Source organism: Methylobacterium marchantiae (assembly GCF_042679825.1).
GTDB classification, from domain to species: domain Bacteria; phylum Pseudomonadota; class Alphaproteobacteria; order Rhizobiales; family Beijerinckiaceae; genus Methylobacterium; species Methylobacterium marchantiae.
The window spans coordinates 55,318-72,931 of sequence record NZ_JBHTND010000021.1 but is presented as its reverse complement, the minus strand read 5'-3'; the positions used below and the strand labels follow the sequence as shown (position 1 = coordinate 72,931).

General features: G+C 68.4%; 17 protein-coding genes. 14 read left to right on the top strand and 3 right to left on the bottom strand.

All coding sequences use genetic code 11. The features are described 5' to 3' along the window. Positions 1-62 precede the first annotated feature (62 nt). The 12 genes from ACFQ4G_RS15510 to pufC all read left to right on the top strand — a co-directional run bounded on the left by ACFQ4G_RS15510 (position 63) and on the right by pufC (position 11,250). Complete coding sequence (locus tag ACFQ4G_RS15510) at positions 63-932, top strand: polyprenyl synthetase family protein (protein ID WP_238205721.1); 870 nt, start codon at positions 63-65, stop codon at positions 930-932. A 15-nt stretch (positions 933-947) separates the two neighbouring features. After that, positions 948-2,144: an acetylserotonin O-methyltransferase gene (locus tag ACFQ4G_RS15505; RefSeq protein ID WP_238205719.1), complete on the top strand. Its 1,197-nt coding sequence runs from the start codon at positions 948-950 to the stop codon at positions 2,142-2,144. A gap of 100 nt (positions 2,145-2,244) precedes the next feature. Next, positions 2,245-3,180, top strand: a complete 936-nt coding sequence (gene bchC / locus ACFQ4G_RS15500) for a chlorophyll synthesis pathway protein BchC (RefSeq protein WP_238205717.1) — start codon at positions 2,245-2,247, stop codon at positions 3,178-3,180. Next, positions 3,177-4,163, top strand: a complete 987-nt coding sequence (locus ACFQ4G_RS15495; RefSeq protein WP_238205715.1) for a chlorophyllide a reductase iron protein subunit X — start codon at positions 3,177-3,179, stop codon at positions 4,161-4,163. The genes bchC and ACFQ4G_RS15495 overlap by 4 nt, the downstream gene beginning before the upstream one ends. A gap of 5 nt (positions 4,164-4,168) precedes the next feature. After that, positions 4,169-5,746, top strand: coding sequence for a chlorophyllide a reductase subunit Y (bchY, locus tag ACFQ4G_RS15490; protein ID WP_238205713.1), 1,578 nt, complete (start codon positions 4,169-4,171; stop codon positions 5,744-5,746). After that, positions 5,746-7,212: a chlorophyllide a reductase subunit Z gene (gene bchZ / locus ACFQ4G_RS15485; RefSeq protein ID WP_238205711.1), complete on the top strand. Its 1,467-nt coding sequence runs from the start codon at positions 5,746-5,748 to the stop codon at positions 7,210-7,212. Before bchY ends, bchZ begins: the two co-directional genes overlap by 1 nt. A gap of 113 nt (positions 7,213-7,325) precedes the next feature. Next, on the top strand, positions 7,326-7,583 hold the full coding sequence (locus tag ACFQ4G_RS15480) for a hypothetical protein (protein ID WP_238205708.1): 258 nt from the start codon (positions 7,326-7,328) through the stop codon (positions 7,581-7,583). Positions 7,584-7,736: 153 nt separating this feature from the next. Beyond that, entirely contained in the window at positions 7,737-7,964 is a 228-nt protein-coding gene (gene pufB / locus ACFQ4G_RS15475; RefSeq protein WP_019903651.1) for a light-harvesting antenna LH1, beta subunit, read from the top strand. Positions 7,965-7,977: 13 nt separating this feature from the next. Next, on the top strand, positions 7,978-8,166 hold the full coding sequence (gene pufA / locus ACFQ4G_RS15470; RefSeq protein ID WP_238205707.1) for a light-harvesting antenna LH1, alpha subunit: 189 nt from the start codon (positions 7,978-7,980) through the stop codon (positions 8,164-8,166). Between the two features lie 149 nt (positions 8,167-8,315). Beyond that, positions 8,316-9,140, top strand: a complete 825-nt coding sequence (gene pufL, locus ACFQ4G_RS15465) for a photosynthetic reaction center subunit L (protein ID WP_238205704.1) — start codon at positions 8,316-8,318, stop codon at positions 9,138-9,140. A gap of 17 nt (positions 9,141-9,157) precedes the next feature. After that, on the top strand, positions 9,158-10,135 hold the full coding sequence (gene pufM, locus ACFQ4G_RS15460; protein ID WP_238205789.1) for a photosynthetic reaction center subunit M: 978 nt from the start codon (positions 9,158-9,160) through the stop codon (positions 10,133-10,135). Next, positions 10,132-11,250, top strand: coding sequence for a photosynthetic reaction center cytochrome PufC (gene pufC / locus ACFQ4G_RS15455; protein WP_238205702.1), 1,119 nt, complete (start codon positions 10,132-10,134; stop codon positions 11,248-11,250). The genes pufM and pufC overlap by 4 nt, the downstream gene beginning before the upstream one ends. 216 nt (positions 11,251-11,466) lie before the next feature. On the opposite strand, the gene ACFQ4G_RS15450 is transcribed toward pufC, so the two are convergent. Next, a complete protein-coding gene (locus ACFQ4G_RS15450) occupies positions 11,467-14,340 on the bottom strand; it encodes an EAL domain-containing protein (protein WP_379040528.1) in 2,874 nt (957 codons plus the stop codon). A 146-nt stretch (positions 14,341-14,486) separates the two neighbouring features. Here ACFQ4G_RS15450 and ACFQ4G_RS15445 point away from each other — a divergent pair, with 146 nt between their 5' ends. After that, complete coding sequence (locus ACFQ4G_RS15445; RefSeq protein WP_238205698.1) at positions 14,487-14,834, top strand: hypothetical protein; 348 nt, start codon at positions 14,487-14,489, stop codon at positions 14,832-14,834. A 57-nt stretch (positions 14,835-14,891) separates the two neighbouring features. Here ACFQ4G_RS15445 and ACFQ4G_RS15440 read toward each other — a convergent pair whose 3' ends face one another. Then, positions 14,892-15,926 carry a hypothetical protein gene (locus tag ACFQ4G_RS15440; protein WP_379040526.1) on the bottom strand — a complete coding sequence of 345 codons (1,035 nt, stop codon included), beginning with the start codon at positions 15,924-15,926 and terminating at the stop codon, positions 14,892-14,894. Positions 15,927-16,297: 371 nt separating this feature from the next. Between ACFQ4G_RS15440 and ACFQ4G_RS15435 the strand changes: the two genes are divergently transcribed. Then, positions 16,298-16,459 (top strand): hypothetical protein, encoded by a 162-nt coding sequence (locus tag ACFQ4G_RS15435; RefSeq protein ID WP_238205696.1) that lies wholly within the window; start codon positions 16,298-16,300, stop codon positions 16,457-16,459. Positions 16,460-16,520: 61 nt separating this feature from the next. On the opposite strand, the gene ACFQ4G_RS15430 is transcribed toward ACFQ4G_RS15435, so the two are convergent. Further along, entirely contained in the window at positions 16,521-17,570 is a 1,050-nt protein-coding gene (locus ACFQ4G_RS15430) for a cytochrome-c peroxidase (RefSeq protein WP_238205694.1), read from the bottom strand. Positions 17,571-17,614: the final 44 nt, after the last annotated feature.

The following is a 17,614-nucleotide window of genomic DNA, read 5'->3' as shown; positions in this document are numbered from 1 at the left end:
GAGTGTCAATATTATCTGACACTTTCAAATGGCAACAGAAAAACACAACGGGAGTGGCGCTCATGGATGCCAACCGCCGGATCGAGCAGGCGCTCGACGCTGCCGTCGCCCACGCGGAGGCGCCCGGCGCACCGCCCCTTCTCGCGGAGGCCATCCGCTACGCGGTGTTTCCCGGCGGCCACCGAATCCGCCCGCGCCTGTGCCTGTCGGTGGCCCGCGCCTGCGGCGACGACGATCCGGCGGCCTCCGATGCCGCCGCCGCCGCGATCGAGCTCCTGCACTGCGCCTCCCTGGTCCATGACGACCTGCCCTGCTTCGACGATGCGCCGACGCGCCGGCAGAAGCCCTCGGTCCACGTGGCCTTCGGCGAGCCGCTGGCGGTGCTCACCGGCGACGCCCTCATCGTGTTGGCCTTCGAGACCCTGGCGCGCGGAGCGGCACGCTCACCGGCCCGGCTCGCTTCCCTCGTCGGCCTCGTCGCCCGTGCGGTCGGCTCGCCCAACGGCATCGTCGCCGGACAGGCCTGGGAATCGGAGCGCAATGTCGGGCTCACCGAGTACCAGCAGGCGAAGACCGGGGCCCTGTTCGCGGCGGCCACCGTCGCCGGCGCGGCGGCGGCGGGGGCCCAGGCCCTGCCGTGGCGGCTGCTGGGGGAATGTCTCGGCGAGGCCTATCAGGTCGCCGACGACCTGCGGGACGTCGCCTGCCGACAGGAAGAGGTCGGCAAGCCGGTGGGCCGCGACGCCACGTTGGGCCGGCCGAACGCCGCCGCCCTGCTCGGCATGGGCGGCGCGCTCGCCCGCCTCAAGCGCCTGGTGCGCGAGGCCATGGAGGTGATCCCGGCCTGCCCCGGCGCGGATATCCTGCGCGCCGAGATCGAGGCGCAGACGCGACTGTTCCTGCCGGCGAGCCTGGCCCGGGAGTTGGCGTGAGCGGAGCTCGCTCCGATGCTCCTCGCGGCTTCCGCGCCTGACGCGAACCCTCCCCCCGCAGAGGGGGGAGGGACACGAGCCCTATCCTGGCGCGAGCGCTGGCTTTCCTTCCGCAACCGCACCATCGCCAATCCGGCCTTCCAGCGCTGGGCCGCGGGCTTTCCGCCGACGAGGCGGATCGCGCAGCGGAACACCCGCGCCCTGTTCGATCTCTGCGCCGGCTTCGTCTATTCGCAGACCCTGTTCGCCTGCATCAGGCTCGACCTGTTCGCGATCCTCGCGCCCGGTCCGCTCACTGTCCCGGCCCTGGCCGAACGGACGTGCCTGAGGCCGGAGCGGGCGCTGCGCCTGCTCAAGGCCGCCGCGTCGCTCGGCCTGCTGCAGCGCCTGCCCGACGGGCGCTTCGCCCTGGCCGATCTCGGCGCGGCCTTGATCGGCAACCCCTCCGTGGCGGCGATGATCGAGCACCACGCTCTCCTCTACGAGGATCTGCACGATCCGGTGGCGCTCCTGCGCGGGGAGGGTGGGGCGAGCCGGCTCGCCGCCTACTGGCCCTATGCGGGAATGACCGACGGCGGCGCCATCCGGGCCGAATCGGTGGCGGATTACTCGGCCCTCATGGCCTCGTCCCAATCCCTCATCGCCGAAGACATTTTGGACGCCTATCCGCTGCACCGGCATCGCCTCCTGATGGATGTCGGCGGCGGCGAGGGCGCCTTTCTCCGCGCGGCGATGCGGGCAAATCCCGGCCTCGCCGTCAGGCTGTTCGACCTGCCGGCCGTGGCGGCCCGCGCCGCCGAGCGCTTCGCCGCCGAAGGGCTGGAGCACCGCGCCGAGGCGTGCGGCGGCAGCTTCCGCAACGATCCGTTGCCGAAGGGCGCCGACGCCATCTCCCTCGTGCGCGTCGTCCACGACCATGACGACGACACGGTCCGCCACCTGCTGCGCGCCGCCCATGACGCCCTGCCCGATGGCGGCATGCTCCTTCTCGCCGAACCGATGGCGGGAACGGCGGGGGCCGAGCCGATCGCGGACGCATATTTCGGCTTCTACCTGCTGGCGATGGGAAGCGGGCGCTGCCGGACACCCGTCGAGCTGACGGCACTCCTCACCGAGGCCGGCTTCCGCGAGTGTCGCGAGATCGCCACACGGCGCCCCCTGCTCACGCGATTGCTGGTGTGCCAACGAATTGACACCGATCATCGTAAGTAAGGCTTGACGAAAAAAAGTGTCTATCTAGGATGACACATCTGAGCCGCGGCGAGACGATCGCGGTCAGGCCGGTATCGAGGGAAAGGGAGGGTCGACACAGATGAACGCTCTCGCCGTCCTTCTCCGCCAGCCCGAGAATCTGTCGCTCACCGAACTTCCCATCGACGCTCCCGGAGTCGCCGATGCCGTGGTCGAGACCATCTGGAGCGGGATCAGCACCGGCACCGAGCGCCTGCTCTGGTCGGGCCGGATGCCGCCCTTCCCGGGCATGGGTTATCCCCTGGTCCCCGGCTACGAGTCGGTCGGCGAGGTGGTCGAGGCCGGCCCGGCTTCGGGTCTCGCCGTCGGCCAGCGGGTCTTCGTTCCCGGCGCCCGCTGCTTCGGCCCGGTGCGCGGACTGTTCGGCGGCGCGGCGTCCCGTCTCGTCAGCGAAGGCTCCCGCCTCGTCCCCATCGATGCGGATCTGCGCGAGCACGGCATCCTCATCGCGCTGGCCGCCACCGCCTATCATGCCCTGTCCCCGACCGCCTCGGGCCGCACCCTCATCGTCGGCCACGGCGTGCTCGGTCGGCTCCTCGCCCGGCTGACGCGGATCGCCGGCGGCGAGCCGGTGGTGTGGGAAACCAATGCGGTCCGGTCCACGGGCGCGCATGGCTACGCGGTGATGCATCCGGAATCCGACGAGCGCCGGGACTACGCCTCCATCACCGATGTCAGCGGCGACGCCGCGATCCTCGACACCCTGATCGGGCGGCTCGCACCCGACGGCGAGATCGTCCTCGCCGGCTTCTACGAGGCGCCGCTCTCCTTCGCCTTTCCGCCGGCCTTCCTGCGCGAAGCCCGCATCCGCGTCGCCGCCCAATGGCGGCCGGAAGATCTGGCGGCGGTCCTCACCCTCATCGAGGGCGGTCGCCTCTCCCTCGACGGCCTGATCACCCATCGCGAACCGGCGGCGCACGCGCCTTCGGCCTACCGCACTGCGTTCGGCGAGCCCGAATGCCTGAAGATGATCCTCGATTGGAGAGCCGCTTCATGAACATGCAGCTGAATGGAGCGGCTCTCCTGCGCGCCGAAGCCGCCATCGAGCCGGATCCCGCCCCCGTCTCCGCCACCAAGGAGACGCAGATCATCGCGATCTACGGCAAGGGCGGCATCGGCAAGTCGTTCACCCTCGCCAATCTCAGCTACATGATGGCCCAGCAGGGCAAGAAGGTCCTGCTCATCGGCTGCGACCCGAAGAGCGACACGACCTCGCTGCTGTTCGGCGGCCGCGCCTGCCCGACCATCATCGAGACCTCCACCAGGAAGAAGCTCGCCGGCGAGCAGGTCGCCATCGGCGACGTCTGCTTCAAGCGCGACGGCGTCTACGCTATGGAGCTCGGCGGCCCCGAGGTCGGGCGCGGCTGCGGCGGACGCGGAATCATCCACGGCTTCGAACTTCTCGAGAAGCTCGGCTTCCACGAATGGGGCTTCGACTACGTCCTGCTCGACTTCCTCGGCGACGTGGTCTGCGGCGGCTTCGGCCTGCCGATCGCCCGCGACATGTGCCAGAAGGTCATCGTCGTCGGCTCGAACGACCTGCAGTCGCTCTACGTCGCCAACAACGTCTGCTCGGCGGTGGAATACTTCCGCAAGCTCGGCGGCAACGTCGGCGTCGGCGGCCTCGTCATCAATAAGGACGACGGCACCGGCGAGGCCCAGGCCTTCGCCGCAGCGGTCGGCATCCCGGTCCTGGCCTCGATCCCGGCCGACGACGACATCCGCAAGAAGAGCGCGAATTACGAGATCATCGGCCGGCCCGAGAGCCGGTGGGGCTCGCTCTTCGCGGATCTCGCCCAGAACGTTCACGACGCGGCGGCCAACCACCCGACTCCGCTCTCCCAAGACGGTCTGCTGGGCCTGTTCAAGGGCGAGGCGGTGGGCCGCGGCGTCACCCTGGTCCCGGCCACCTTCGAGGACATGTGCGGCACGGCGCAGGTCGTGAAGCCGTCCCTCGAAGTCGTCTACGACGAGGTCTGACGCGCATGGCCGTCTCTCTCGACATCGCTGATCTTCGGGCCCGCAAGGACCGACCGGCCTCGACCCCGGCTCCCGCCGCCGTCCCGACGGAGGCGGTGAACCTCGCCGCCACCAAGACCGACGGCCTCGGCTGCCATGCCGGCAAGGACGCGATGAAGGCCGCCGCCAACGCCGCCGGCATGAGCGAGACCCTCGACCGATACGCCAAGGATTATCCGCAGGGTCCGCACGACCAGCCCCAGAGCATGTGTCCGGCCTTCGGCTCGCTCCGCGTCGGCCTGCGCATGCGCCGCACGGCGACGATCCTCTCCGGCTCGGCCTGCTGCGTCTACGGGCTCACCTTCACGTCGCATTTCTACGGGGCCAAGCGGAGCGTCGGCTACGTGCCGTTCAACTCCGAGACCCTGGTCACCGGCAAGCTGTTCGAGGACATCCGCGAGGCGGTGTTCGAGGTGGCCAAGCCCGCCGATTACGACGCCGTCGTCATCATCAACCTCTGCGTCCCCACCGCCTCCGGCGTTCCGCTTCGGCTCCTGCCGAAGGAGATCGACGGGGTCCGCATCATCGGCATCGACGTGCCGGGCTTCGGGGTCCCGACCCATGCCGAGGCCAAGGACGTGCTCGCCGGGGCGATGCTGAAATTCGCCCGCACCGAGGCCGAGCAGGGTCCGGTCCAGGCGCCCCGCGCCGGCCGCTCCGAGCGCCCCACCGTGACGCTGCTCGGCGAGATGTTCCCGGCCGATCCGGTGGTGATCGGCGGCCTGCTGGAGCCGCTCGGCCTCGCCGCCGGACCGGTCGTGCCGACCCGCGAATGGCGCGAGCTCTACGCGGCGCTGGATTGCGCGGCGGTGGCGGCGATCCATCCCTTCTACACCGCCTCCATGCGCGAGTTCGAACTCGCCGGCCGGCCCATCGTCGGCTCCGCCCCGGTGGGCCATGACGGCACCGCCGACTGGCTCGACCGGATCGGCGAGGCCTGCGCGGTTCCCCGCGCCACGGTGGAGGCCGCCAAGAACAGGCTCCTCCCGATGATCAAGGGGGCGCTGTCCGCCACCCCGATCAAGGGCCGGATCACGCTCTCGGGCTACGAAGGCTCCGAACTCCTGGTGGGCCGGCTCCTCGTCGAGAGCGGCGCGGACCTGCGCTACGTCGGCACCGCCTGCCCGCGCACGCCCTATTCCGAGGCCGACCGCGACTGGCTCGAGGCGCGCGGCGTCACGGTGCGCTACCGCGCCTCCCTCGAGGACGACCTCTCCGCCATGCGCGAGTTCCGTCCGGATCTCGCCATCGGCACCACGCCGGTGGTGCAGGCGGCCAAGGAACTGGCGGTCCCCGCCCTCTACTTCACCAACCTGATCTCCGCCCGTCCGCTCATGGGCGTCGCCGGCGCCGGCTCGCTCGCCAAGGTGATCAACGCCGCCCTCGGCAACCAGCACCGCTTCGACGCCATGCGCGACTTCTTCGACGGGGTCGGCGAGGGCCATGCCGCCGGAATCTGGGAAGAGGTGCCGAAGGTCCGCCAGAACGTGGCTTCGGCGACGCGCGGCAAGCCCAGCCACAATCCGATCGGGGAGATGGCCTGATGCTCGTCCTCGATCACGACCGGGCCGGCGGCTACTGGGGCGCCGTCTACGTCTTCACCGCCATCAAGGGATTGCAGGTCGTCATCGACGGTCCCGTGGGCTGCGAGAACCTGCCGGTCACCTCGGTGCTGCACTACACCGACGCCCTGCCGCCGCACGAATTGCCCATCGTGGTCACAGGGCTGGCGGAAGAGGAGCTCGGCCGCCACGGTACCGAGGCCGCGATGAAGCGGGCGCATGCCACCCTCGATCCGGGCATGCCAAGCGTCGTCGTCACAGGCTCCATCGCCGAGATGATCGGCGGCGGCGTGACCCCGGAGGGCACCAACCTCCAGCGCTTCCTGCCGCGCACCATCGACGAGGACCAGTGGCAGACCGCCGACCGGGCGATGTCCTGGCTCTGGCAGGAATACGGCGCCCGGAAATTCGCCAAGAAGGGCATCCCGGCCCGGCCCGAGCGCAAGGCCGGCGAGAAGCCCCGGGTCAACATCATCGGCCCGGCCTACGGCACCTTCAACATGCCCTCGGACCTCGCCGAGATCCGCCGCCTGGTGGAGGGAATCGGCGCCGAGGTGAACCTCGCCTTTCCGCTGGGTTCGCACCTCGCCGACGTGCCCAAGCTCGTGAACGCGGACGCCAATATCTGCCTCTACCGCGAGTTCGGCCGGCTGCTCTGCGAGAGCCTGGAGCGGCCCTACCTGCAGGCGCCCATCGGCCTTCACGCCACCACCAAGTTCCTGCGCAAGCTCGGCGAGATCCTCGGCCTCGATCCGGAGCCCTTCATGGAGCGCGAGCGCCACACCACGATCAAGCCGGTCTGGGACCTGTGGCGCTCGGTGACCCAGGACTTCTTCGGGACCGCGAGCTTCGGCATCGTCGCCTCCGACACCTATGCGCGGGGCGTGCGCCGCTTCCTCGAAGACGAGATGGGCCTGCCCTGCAATTTCGCGATCTCGCGCCAGCCCGGCGCCAAGACCGACAACGCCGCCGTACGGGCGCAGATCAAGGCCAACCCGCCGCTGGTCCTGTTCGGCTCCTTCAACGAGCGCATGTACGCGGCCGAATGCGGTTCGCGGGCGGTGTTCGTCCCCGCCTCCTTCCCCGGCGCCATCATCCGCCGCCATACCGGCACGCCGTTCATGGGGTTCTCGGGCGCGACCTACCTCGTTCAGGAAGTCTGCAACGCCCTGTTCGACATGCTCTTCCACATCCTGCCGCTCGCCCGCGACATGGATCAGGTCGAGGCGACACCGGCGCGCTTCCACCGCGAGCTGCCCTGGGACGAGGCCGCCCGCGCCCTCCTCGACGACCTCGTCGAGACGCATCCGGTGCTGGTGCGGATCTCGGTGGCCAAGCGCCTGCGCGACGCGGCCGAGCGGGCCGCCCGCCATGCCGGCGAGGAGCGCGTCAGCTCATCCCGGGTCGAGCGTGCCCATGCCGGCCTGTCACTGGGAGCGGCGGCATGAGCGTCCCGACTTCTCATCCTCTTTCAGGCTGGAGCGGCGCGGCGCCGTTTCCGCCGAGAACCGGCCTCCTCGCGAGGCCGACCGCCGCGGATTGCGGACAGGAGATCTCCGCCATGCAGTCTTCGACCATTTCCCCCTCGATCATGTCCCGCCCCGGCCCGTCGCGTCCGACGTCGCGCCTGCAGCGGCACGAGCTCCAGTTCCGCCTCCTCCTCGTGGCGACCTATCCGTTCTTCCTCGCTGCGGCGGCGCTCCAGCGCCTCGTCCCGGCGCGGTCGCCGGTCGGCCACGGTCTCGTCGCCCGGCGCTCGGTGTTCGGCGAAGCCAAGGGCATGGCCGTGTCCGCGATCCCCTTCGTGTTCATGGGCTGACGTTTTCCGGGATCGGAGCCCGTCTCCCGTCCCGACCGATCTCCCGTCCGAAGAGGCGAGGGACCGACCGTCGCGAGCGCCGCCCGAAGGCGGTCGCGACCTCACCCGCCGCGCTCCGTCGAGCGCGGCCAGACCAAAGCGGAGGTTCAACCGATGTCCAGTGGGATCGACAAAGCAAGCAGCCTGTCCGGGCTGACCGAACCGGAGGCCAAGGAGTTCCACGCGATCTTCCTGACGAGCTTCATCATCTTCACGGCGATCGCCGTGGTCGCTCATATCCTCGTCTGGATGTGGCGCCCGTGGCTGCCCGGCCCGAAGGGCTATGCCGCCCTCGACACCGTCACGAGCGCCGCGCACGGCCTCGTCTCGATGATCTCCTGAGGAGGAACGCACCATGCACAAGGTCTGGCTTCTCTTCGATCCGCGCCGCACCCTGGTGGCGCTCTTCACCTTCCTGTTCATCCTGGCGCTGCTGATCCACTTCATCTTGCTCAGCACCGACCGGTTCAACTGGCTCGAAGGACCCAAAGCGGCCAAGGCGGCGAACGCGCACTCGCTCGTGCTGCCTTCGATGCCCGCCTGACCGGGCGGGACACGGGCCCGGCAAGGCTCCCTCTCCCTCCGGGGAGAGGGGACCGTCGACCCTTCGCGGGCGGAACGGCGGCTCGACCGGCCTCCGCCCGCTCACGCAACAATCGAAAAACGTGACGGTGAAGCCGGGAGGTATTCGCGATGGCGATGCTGAGTTTCGAACGAAAATACCGCGTCCGCGGCGGCACGCTGTTGGGCGGCGACCTGTTCGATTTCTGGGTCGGACCGTTCTACGTCGGGTTCTTCGGCGTCACGACCCTGTTCTTCTCGGTGCTCGGCACCGCGCTGATCATCTACGGTGCGGCTCTGGGGCCGACCTGGAACATCTGGCAGATCAACATCGCGCCGCCCGACCTCAAATACGGGCTGGCGCTGGCTCCCCTCAAGGAGGGCGGCCTCTGGCAGATCATCACCTTCTGCGCCGTGGGCTCCTTCGTCTCCTGGGCCCTGCGCGAGGTCGAGATCTGCCGCAAGCTCGGCATCGGCTATCACGTGCCCTTCGCCTTCTCGGTGGCGATCTTCGCCTATGTCTCGCTGGTGGTGATCCGGCCGTTCCTGATGGGCGCCTGGGGCCACGGCTTTCCCTACGGCATCCTCTCGCACCTCGATTGGGTGTCGAATACCGGCTACCAGTACCTGCACTTCCACTACAATCCGGCGCACATGCTGGCGGTGTCGTTCTTCTTCACGACGACCTTCGCCCTTTCGCTGCACGGCGCGCTGATCCTCTCGGCCACCAACCCGCCCAAGGGCGAGGTGGTCAAGACGCCCGAGCACGAAGACACATTCTTCCGCGACACGATCGGCTACTCCATCGGCACGCTGGGCATCCACCGGCTCGGCCTGTTTCTCGCCCTCTCGGCGGGCTTCTGGAGCGCGGTCTGCATCATCATCAGCGGCCCGTTCTGGACCCGTGGCTGGCCGGAATGGTGGGGCTGGTGGCTCAATCTCCCGGTCTGGCGCTAGAGGGGGGCACGAGGATCATGGCCTATTACCAGAACATCTTCACCGAGGTCCAAGTCCGCTCCACCATCCCGGAGCTCGGCGTCCCCGTCGATGTCGACCGCCGCTGGGGCAAACCGTTCCACAGCTACCTGTTCGGTCTCTTCGGCAACGCCCAGGTCGGGCCGATCTATATCGGGTATCTCGGTGCGCTGTCGGCCGTCTGCTTCCTGATCGCCTTCGAGATCGTCGGCCTCAACATGCTGGCCTCGGTGAACTGGGATCCGGTCCAGTTCGTGCGCCAGCTGCCCTGGCTCGCTCTCGAGCCGCCGCGACCGCAATACGGCCTCAAGATCCTGCCGCCCCTGCAGGAAGGCGGCTGGTGGCTCATCGCCGGCTTCTTCCTCACCGCCTCGATCCTGCTGTGGTGGGTGCGTCTCTACCGCCGCGCCAGGGCGCTCGGTCTGGGCACCCACGTGCCCTGGGCCTTCGCCAGCGCCATCTGGCTCTACCTGGTGCTCGGCTTCATCCGCCCGATCCTGATGGGTTCGTGGAGCGAGGCGGTCCCCTTCGGCATCTTCCCGCATCTCGACTGGACCGCCGCCTTCTCGCTCCGCTACGGCAACCTCTTCTACAACCCGTTCCACATGCTCTCGATCGTCTTCCTCTACGGGTCGACGCTGCTCTTCGCGATGCATGGCGCGACCATCCTGGCGGTGAGCCGCTTCGGCGGCGAGCGCGAGATCGACCAGATCGTCGACCGCGGCACCGCCACCGAGCGCGCCGCCCTGTTCTGGCGCTGGACCATGGGCTTCAACGCCACGATGGAATCGATCCATCGCTGGGCCTGGTGGTTCGCGGTCCTGACCACGCTGACCGGCGGCATCGGCATCCTGCTCACCGGCACGGTGGTGGACAATTGGTATCTCTGGGCGGTCAAGCACGGCGTCGCCCCGTCCTATCCGCAGGTCTACGCGCCGATCGTCGATCCCTTGACCGCGCCGGGGGTAGTCCCATGAAGACGTTCTTCACAGTTCTCGGCGCCTCGATCGCCTTCTTCCTCACCATCGCGATGTTCGGCACGTCCGGCTGGGTCCGCCCGCCGCTCCAGACCACCCAGAACGGCTTTCGCGGCACGGGGATGGACCAGATCCATACCCGCGCCGGGGTCGCCGCCGCCAAGGACGCCAATCTCGCCCCGGCACCGGCGGACCCGGCCGAGCCCGGCGAGGAACTGGCGGGCGCGACCTACGAGAACGTCCAGGTCCTCAAGAACGTCAGCGTCAACGAGTTCAACCGCCTGATGACCTCGATGACCGAGTGGGTCAGCCCGGAACAGGGCTGCACCTACTGCCACAACACCGAGAACATGGCGGACGACAGCCTCTACCAGAAAAAGGTCGCCCGGCGGATGCTGCAGATGACGCAAGCCATCAACACCAACTGGAAGGAGAAGCATGTGGGCGGGACCGGCGTGACCTGCTTCACCTGCCATCGCGGGCAGCCGGTGCCGGCCAATATCTGGTTCACCAATCCGGGACCGAACCACACGTCCGGCTTCGTTCCCCGCAACAACGGGCAGAACATGGCCTCGCCCTCGGTGGGCCTCAGCTCGCTGCCCTACGACACGCTCACCGAGTATCTCGCCGACAAGAACATCGACAACAACGCCATCCGGGTGAACGCCACGACGGCGCTGCCCACCACCAAGGGCAAGCCGATCCAGGACGCGGAGAAGACCTACGGCCTGATGATCCACATGTCGGAGGGGCTCGGCGTCAACTGCACCTTCTGCCACAACACCCGGGCGATCTCGAACTGGTCGCAGAGCACGCCTCAGCGCACCACCGCCTGGCACGGCATCCGGATGGTGCGGGACCTCAACGGCAACTATCTCGAGCCGCTGACCTCGACCTTCCCGGCGGCCCGGCTCGGCGTCCTCGGCGATGCACCGAAGGTGAATTGCACCACCTGCCATAACGGCCAGAGCAAGCCCCTCAACGGCGCCCAGGTGATCGAACCCTATCCCGCCCTCGCCAAATCCACAGAGGTCGCGGGCGCGGCGGAGACCGCACCGGCGGCGGAGCCCGCGCCGACGGCTCCCGCGCCGACCCCGGTACCAGCCCCGCAATAGGGCGTCGACCGGACGAACCGGAACCCACGAACGAACGAAGGGCCGGTCTTTCGAGACCGGCCCTTCGTGTTTGTGTGAGGTCATAGCAAGTCTCAGTGAGCCCCGACCCGTAGGTCGGACTCCCTGAATGAAGCCCGGCGGATGGCCGCCGCCGCGCGGTCGTGCGGGCAAGCCCCGACGTGTCACACTCGACCGAGGCTCGGTATCGTTTGTCCGTCAGGCGACGGCCTGCTTGACCAAGGCACGGGGCACCGACAGGCGCTCCAGCACCGCCGGGATGCTGTCGGCGGGCTGGGGGCGGCCGATGAAGTAGCCCTGGCCCTCGTCGCAGCCCTCCTTCCGTAGGCGCTCGAACTGCGTGGCCGTCTCGATGCCCTCGCCGGTGGTGCGCATGCGCAGGCTGAGGCCGAGGCCGATCACGGCGCGGACGATGAACGCGGATTCGTCGGCGTCGGTGAGGTCGCGCACGAACGACTGGTCGATCTTGATCTTGTCGAAGGGGAAGCTGCGCAGGTAGCTCAGCGACGAGTAGCCCGTGCCGAAATCGTCCATCGCGATCCTGACGCCGAGCCGGCGCAGCGCATGCAAGGTCGCGAGCGTCGCGGCATTGTCCTTGAGCAGGACCGTTTCCGTGATCTCGAGCTCGAGCCGGGCCGCCGGAAGCCGGCTCAGGCTCAACGCCTCCTTGACGGATTGGATGATGGTGCCGTCGCGAAACTGGGCCACCGAGACGTTGACCGCGACCCTGATCCCATCGGGCCAGCGCATGGCCTCGGTGCAGGCCGTCCGCAGGGCCCAGGCGCCGAGATCGACGATCAGGCCGATCTCCTCGGCCACGGTGATGAACTCGCCCGGGGGGACGAGCCCGCGCTCGGGGTGGCGCCACCGCATCAGCGCCTCGAACCCGCCGACGCGGTGCCCCTGGAAGTCGTAGATCGGCTGGTAGAACAGCTCGAAGGCGCCCTGCGTCACCGCCTCGCGCAGGTCGAGTTCGAGGGCGCGGCGGGCCTGGAGCCGGATGTCCATCTCCGCCTCGAAGAAGCGCCAGGTCCCGCGCCCGTCGGCCTTGGCGCGGTAGAGAGCGACGTCGGCATTCTTGAGGAGCTTTTCGCAGCTGGTGCCGTCCCCCGGTGCGAGGCAGATGCCGATGCTGACGCCGACCGCGACGCGCTGGCCCTCGATCTCGTAGGGGGCGCTCAGCACCTCGACGATCCGCCGGGCCAGGATGGCGGCCTCCTCCGGCCGGGCGACGCCCGTGAGGATGATGGCGAATTCGTCGCCGCCGAGCCGCGCCACGGTGTCGATCTCGCGAAGGCAGGCGCGCAGGCGGTTGCCCACCGCCTTGAGGAGATCGTCGCCCACGGGATGACCGAGGGTGTCGTTGACCTCCTTGAAGCGGTCGAGATCGAGGCAGAGCACGGCGAACATGCCGCCGCGCACGAGATGGGCCAGGGCCTCCTCGATCCGCTCGCCGAACATGGCGCGGTTGGGCAGGCCGGTCAGGACGTCGTGGCGGGCCATGAAGGCGATGCGGGCATCGGCCTGCCGGCGTTCGGTCACGTCCTCATAGGTGGCGACCATGCCGCCGCCGGCCACGGGCTTGTGGGTGATCGCCACGACGCGCCCGCTGTTCAACTGGCGGAAACCCGAGCCGACGGCCGAGATCGCACGGCCCTCGACCTCGAAGACCATGCCTTCATCCGCCGATCTCAGGTGGCGGGATGCCACCTCGTGGTAATGGCTGCCGAGGAGCAGGTCGTCCGGCGCGAGATCGAACAGCTCGCAATAGCGCCGGTTGACGACGGTGAGGCGCCCATCCGCATCGAACAGGCACAGGCCCTGGGACATGTTGTCGAGCGCCGTGTCGAGGCGAAGGTTGGTCGATTGGAGACGCGCCTCCTGGACCTTCAACAGGGTGATGTCGCTGCAGACGGCAATGTAGCCGCCGGTGCGGGTCCGGCTGCGGCTGATCCGGAGCCAGCGACCGTCGGAGAGCTGCGTCTCGCGCGGAGTCGTCCGGTCGTCGTCGTTGGAGAGGAGAGTGCGGGCGAGCTCGTTGCCCTCCTCTGCGACGCGGGCGATCGACATGTCCTGCGGCCGGGTCCCCTGACGGAATCCGAGGAAATCCTCCGCCTGCCCGTTGATGAGCGCGATGCGGCCGGCTTCGTCGACGACGACGATGCCTTCGAGGGAGGTTTCGAGGGCGTCGGCGAGATGCGCCTCCGCCGAGAGCCGCTGGGCGACCTCCTGCTCCATGGCCCGCCGGATGTTGTCGCGCATGACTCCCATGGACGCGAGGAGGGCGCCGAGTTCGTCGGCGCTGCCGGGCGGGATCGTCACGCTGAGATCGCCGGCGGCGATCCGCGAGGCGACCATGGACGCATCCGCCACCGGCCGCATGATGCGCCGGGCCAGGAGCCAGGCGACCGAGGCCGACATCGCCAGCGCGAGCAGCGTACCGACGAGGTTGATCTGGGTCTCGCGGGCGACGACGGCCCGGGCCTGCTGCCGGTAGACGAAGCCGTCGCCGGCGGTGTGGTTGATGAAGAGGTCGAGATGCTCCTCCACCTCCGCGGCGTGCCGATCGGCTTCCGCCCAGTCGGCCTCCCGGGCCTCGCGACCGGCGAGGGCGGAGCGCGCGGCGTCCCAATCCCTCACGGCCCGTTCCACGGCCCCGGCGGCGAGGGTGGCGCGGCTCGACTGGGCGCGCTCCACCGCCACGGCGAGATCCTCGCTGAACAGGCGGCGAAGGGTTTCGAGCCGGCCGTCGAGCTGCGCCCTCACGGCGGGGTCGGCGCTCATCCGTCGCCGGGAATCGACCGAGCGCATGTTCGCGAAATCGGCCGCGGCGGCACGGGCATAGTTGATCGACATGAGCGACCGGTCGAAGGTCCGGCTGACGAGCTCGTCGGCCCGGCGAATGCCGGACGCCGCCGACAATCCGAGCGCACCGGTGATCGTGCTCATGATGAGGAAGGCGATCAGAATTCGGCCGCGGATGGTTCCGACGAACGATGCGACTGCGGCGATCGGCGCCGGCCAATCTCTCTCGCCCGCCGCAGCAAGCCTCAATCGACGGATAGGTGTCATCCACTCTGTCTCGGCTAACCCAACGTCACTTATTGCTCGGCAATAGTTAAGGCGCGCTTGCGCCCTCCGTCAGGCCTGCCGTTTTAAGGGACTTTTTACTTGCTGCGACGAAGATGCAGTTGGGCGAACTCGTACCCTCAGGTTGCATGAGACGTATCACCTCCATCAGCCTCGCCTTCGCTCTCGTCGCGACCAGCGCTGCCACCCTCGCCCTCCATGCCTCGGCGGGTCAGGTCTATCGCGTTTCGCAGAAGGGCCGGGCGTTCCAGCCGGGTGCCCTCGTGATCAGGAAGGGCGAGACGGTTCAGATCGTCAACGACGACGGCGAGCTCCTGCACCATGCCTACGTGGACTCGCCGACGTTCACGTACGATTCGGGCGACCAGGAGCCCGGCGGAAAGGCCGAGATCGTCTTCTCCAGCGGCGGGAGCTTCGCCGTCCTGTGCGGCATCCATCCGAAGATGAAGCTGATGGTCCGCGTCGAAGGCAACTGACGACCCAACAGGGAAACCCCAGGGCCGGGACGGGACCCGCCCGTCCGGCCTGACCGACTACAGGGCTCCGGCGGCCGACAGGACGGAATGGGCGCCGTAATAGAGCCCGATGAAGGCTGCGAGCGCGGCACCGTAGCCCACGGGGAGTGCCGCCAACTGGCGCACCCGCAGCGGAACCCTCGCATCGTCGGCGGCGATGGCGATCATCGCCACGATGATCGGCGAATGGCCGATGGCGTCGACCTTGCCGAATTCGAAGATCGCCGAGACGAAGGTGGCCGCCAGCATGATCGCGGCCACGCGACGGACCAGGGGCGTGCAGAGCAGAGCGAAGGCGAGGGCGAACTCGACCGCGCCGGCGGCCTTCATGAAGAACGCGCCGTCAAAACCCAGCGTCATCTCGGGGTGCTGGATGAAGAGCGGGAACGACCATTGCGGGAAGGCCCACTTCTCCACCGAGGCCCACATCAGGGTCACCGCCGCGGTGTACCGCACGATGTCGAGAGGGCGGATGCCGAACAGGCTGCGCTGGAGGCCGGTCAGGGCGAGATAGGCGGCGACACCGAGGAAGACGGGGTAATCCGCCAGGTGGAAGACGCCGTAATTCGCCACGGCGATGCCGAAGAGGATCACGATCCCCAGGGCCGAGAACGGCATCGTCGCCCGCCACAGGAAGCCTGCGGCGATCGCGAGCTGGAACCAGGGCAGGGCGGTACTGGTGGTGGTGAGTTCGGGCGTGAGGATGATGCCGCCGAGCGACCACAGCGAGACGAAGAAGGCGCCGCACACCGCACGGAACATCAATTCGGTATTCTCGCGGGCCCAGGCCGTCACCCGGTCGAGGGACCGCATCATCGCCTCACCGAGAATCGTCCGCTCAAGCAGCGCGCCGACGAACAGCGCCAGGAGCGAGACAAGGATGAGCTGCTCGAAACTGTCGCACAGGACCTCGGCGAGGCCGACGGGTGAACCGGCGACGTCGAAGGCGCAGAACCATTTGACATGGGCATTCGCCGCCGTGGCGCTCGTCACACTCAGGAGCAGGGCAGCGGACAGCACACCGGGGCCGGGCAACCGACAACGAAGACTCATGGGATGAAGCCTTGGCGAAAGCTGAAATGCCGATGACCGGCTGCAGCGAGAGTAGTTTTACTTAGTTTTTTCCGACCTTGAAAGGCACTTGTTAACGAAGCTTAAGCATTGGTTAACGTCCCGGAAGGTTCCTCGACACCGCCGCATGAGGCTCGTCCTCCGCCTCGGAACAGGTCGCAAATGCGGTGGTCGAAGAACGCCCGGCCGCCGGGTCGAGAGCACGCGCGGCGGAGGATGGGACAGTCATGCATCGTCTTTGAGCGGCGAGGCTAACCTTTGGTAGAGGCTGCGCGCAGGATCATTCGGCAATGGCTGGCGTTTGGTAACCGTCAGGGCCTATGCCCAAGCTTCGCGTCGAAAGAGGAACCTCCATGATCGCGACACTCAGCCTGTCGAGCCTGATCGCGGGCGGAAGCCTGTCCTACGCCTCGATGCGGAACGCGACGCGTGCAGCGGCCTACGAGACCTGGGGCGGGGCGCTGCTGATCATAGGTCTCTCGCTGGCCGGTGCCGGCCTGACCCTGTTTCGCTAGACCGGTCAGACAGTCGAGGCCGAGAGTTCGCGCAGCCCTCGATCCGGGCCGCGCCCGGTTCTCAGCGCGCGTCAGCTTTCCGCTTCGGCTCGCCCTGCGCGAGATCCTGGGCCGTCAGGGTCTCCAGGAACGCCAGGAGATCGGCCTTCTCGGTCTCGGACAGGCGCAAAGGCCTGATCTTCGGCGAGCGGCTCGGACGCTCGATGCCGCCACGGTCGTAGAGATCGATCACGTCGCGCAGGGTCGGCACCGATCCGTCATGCATGAAGGGGCCGCGCTGCGCGACATCGCGCAGGGTCGGGGTCTTGAAGGCGTAGCGAAGGCCCTTCGACGACGGGAACAGCCGGCCCCGCCCGATATCGTCGCCCCGGCCGACCCCGATGTCGTGGAACGAGCCGTCGGTGAAGGCCCAGCCGCCATGGCACTCGTTGCAGCGCGCCTTGCCGGTGAAGAGCGCGAAGCCCGCCTTCGCGGAGGCTCCGATCGCCGACGCATCGCCGCTGAGCCAGCGGTCGAACGGTGCTTCTCCCGAGACGATCGTGCGCTGGAACGCGGCGAGCGCCCGTTCGATGCCAGCGCGCGTGATCGCCCGGTCCTCGAAGGTCGCGGCGAAGGCGGAAACGTAACTCGGATCGTCGCGCAGGCGATCGATCAGCTCCGCTTCCGAGAGGTTCATGAGATTGGCGCCGGTGATCGGCGTGAAGGCGACGGATTCGAGATCCGGGAACTTGCCGTCCCAGCCCAGCGGCTGGATCCAGCCGACGTTGAGCAGGGTCGGCGTGCGCAGCATCAGCTCGATACCGGGCTCGCCGATGCCCCGCATGCGCCCGTCACCCCAATGGCGCGACGGGTCGTGGCAGGAGGCGCAGGCGATGCCGCGCGAGCGCGACAGGACCGGATCGAAGAACAATTGCCGGCCGAGCTCGATATGCGCCGCCGTATCGGGACCGCCCTCGGGCACGGGAATCTCGGAAGGCCGCCCGAAGGCGCTGCGCCAGCCGGCGGCCTCATCGCTCATGCCCTGGGCCGCGAACACGCCGACGACGGCCGCCGCCGCGACCGAAACCATCGCTGCCACCCGGACGAACGCTGAGCCTGCCTTTCGGGTCATCCTGCTCTCCAGCCATCCGGGCTAGGGCGCCAGGATTAAGATTG

What these genes read in the sequence shown, in the direction of transcription:
- ACFQ4G_RS15510 (WP_238205721.1), top strand. Translation starts at nt 63, where the DNA reads ATGGATGCCAACCGCCGGATCGAGCAGGCGCTCGACGCTGCCGTCGCC.
- ACFQ4G_RS15505 (WP_238205719.1), top strand. Translation starts at nt 948, where the DNA reads ATGCTCCTCGCGGCTTCCGCGCCTGACGCGAACCCTCCCCCCGCAGAG.
- bchC (WP_238205717.1), top strand. Translation starts at nt 2,245, where the DNA reads ATGAACGCTCTCGCCGTCCTTCTCCGCCAGCCCGAGAATCTGTCGCTC.
- ACFQ4G_RS15495 (WP_238205715.1), top strand. Translation starts at nt 3,177, where the DNA reads ATGAACATGCAGCTGAATGGAGCGGCTCTCCTGCGCGCCGAAGCCGCC.
- bchY (WP_238205713.1), top strand. Translation starts at nt 4,169, where the DNA reads ATGGCCGTCTCTCTCGACATCGCTGATCTTCGGGCCCGCAAGGACCGA.
- bchZ (WP_238205711.1), top strand. Translation starts at nt 5,746, where the DNA reads ATGCTCGTCCTCGATCACGACCGGGCCGGCGGCTACTGGGGCGCCGTC.
- ACFQ4G_RS15480 (WP_238205708.1), top strand. Translation starts at nt 7,326, where the DNA reads ATGCAGTCTTCGACCATTTCCCCCTCGATCATGTCCCGCCCCGGCCCG.
- pufB (WP_019903651.1), top strand. Translation starts at nt 7,737, where the DNA reads ATGTCCAGTGGGATCGACAAAGCAAGCAGCCTGTCCGGGCTGACCGAA.
- pufA (WP_238205707.1), top strand. Translation starts at nt 7,978, where the DNA reads ATGCACAAGGTCTGGCTTCTCTTCGATCCGCGCCGCACCCTGGTGGCG.
- pufL (WP_238205704.1), top strand. Translation starts at nt 8,316, where the DNA reads ATGGCGATGCTGAGTTTCGAACGAAAATACCGCGTCCGCGGCGGCACG.
- pufM (WP_238205789.1), top strand. Translation starts at nt 9,158, where the DNA reads ATGGCCTATTACCAGAACATCTTCACCGAGGTCCAAGTCCGCTCCACC.
- pufC (WP_238205702.1), top strand. Translation starts at nt 10,132, where the DNA reads ATGAAGACGTTCTTCACAGTTCTCGGCGCCTCGATCGCCTTCTTCCTC.
- ACFQ4G_RS15450 (WP_379040528.1), bottom strand. Translation starts at nt 14,340, where the DNA reads ATGACACCTATCCGTCGATTGAGGCTTGCTGCGGCGGGCGAGAGAGAT.
- ACFQ4G_RS15445 (WP_238205698.1), top strand. Translation starts at nt 14,487, where the DNA reads ATGAGACGTATCACCTCCATCAGCCTCGCCTTCGCTCTCGTCGCGACC.
- ACFQ4G_RS15440 (WP_379040526.1), bottom strand. Translation starts at nt 15,926, where the DNA reads ATGAGTCTTCGTTGTCGGTTGCCCGGCCCCGGTGTGCTGTCCGCTGCC.
- ACFQ4G_RS15435 (WP_238205696.1), top strand. Translation starts at nt 16,298, where the DNA reads ATGATCGCGACACTCAGCCTGTCGAGCCTGATCGCGGGCGGAAGCCTG.
- ACFQ4G_RS15430 (WP_238205694.1), bottom strand. Translation starts at nt 17,570, where the DNA reads ATGACCCGAAAGGCAGGCTCAGCGTTCGTCCGGGTGGCAGCGATGGTT.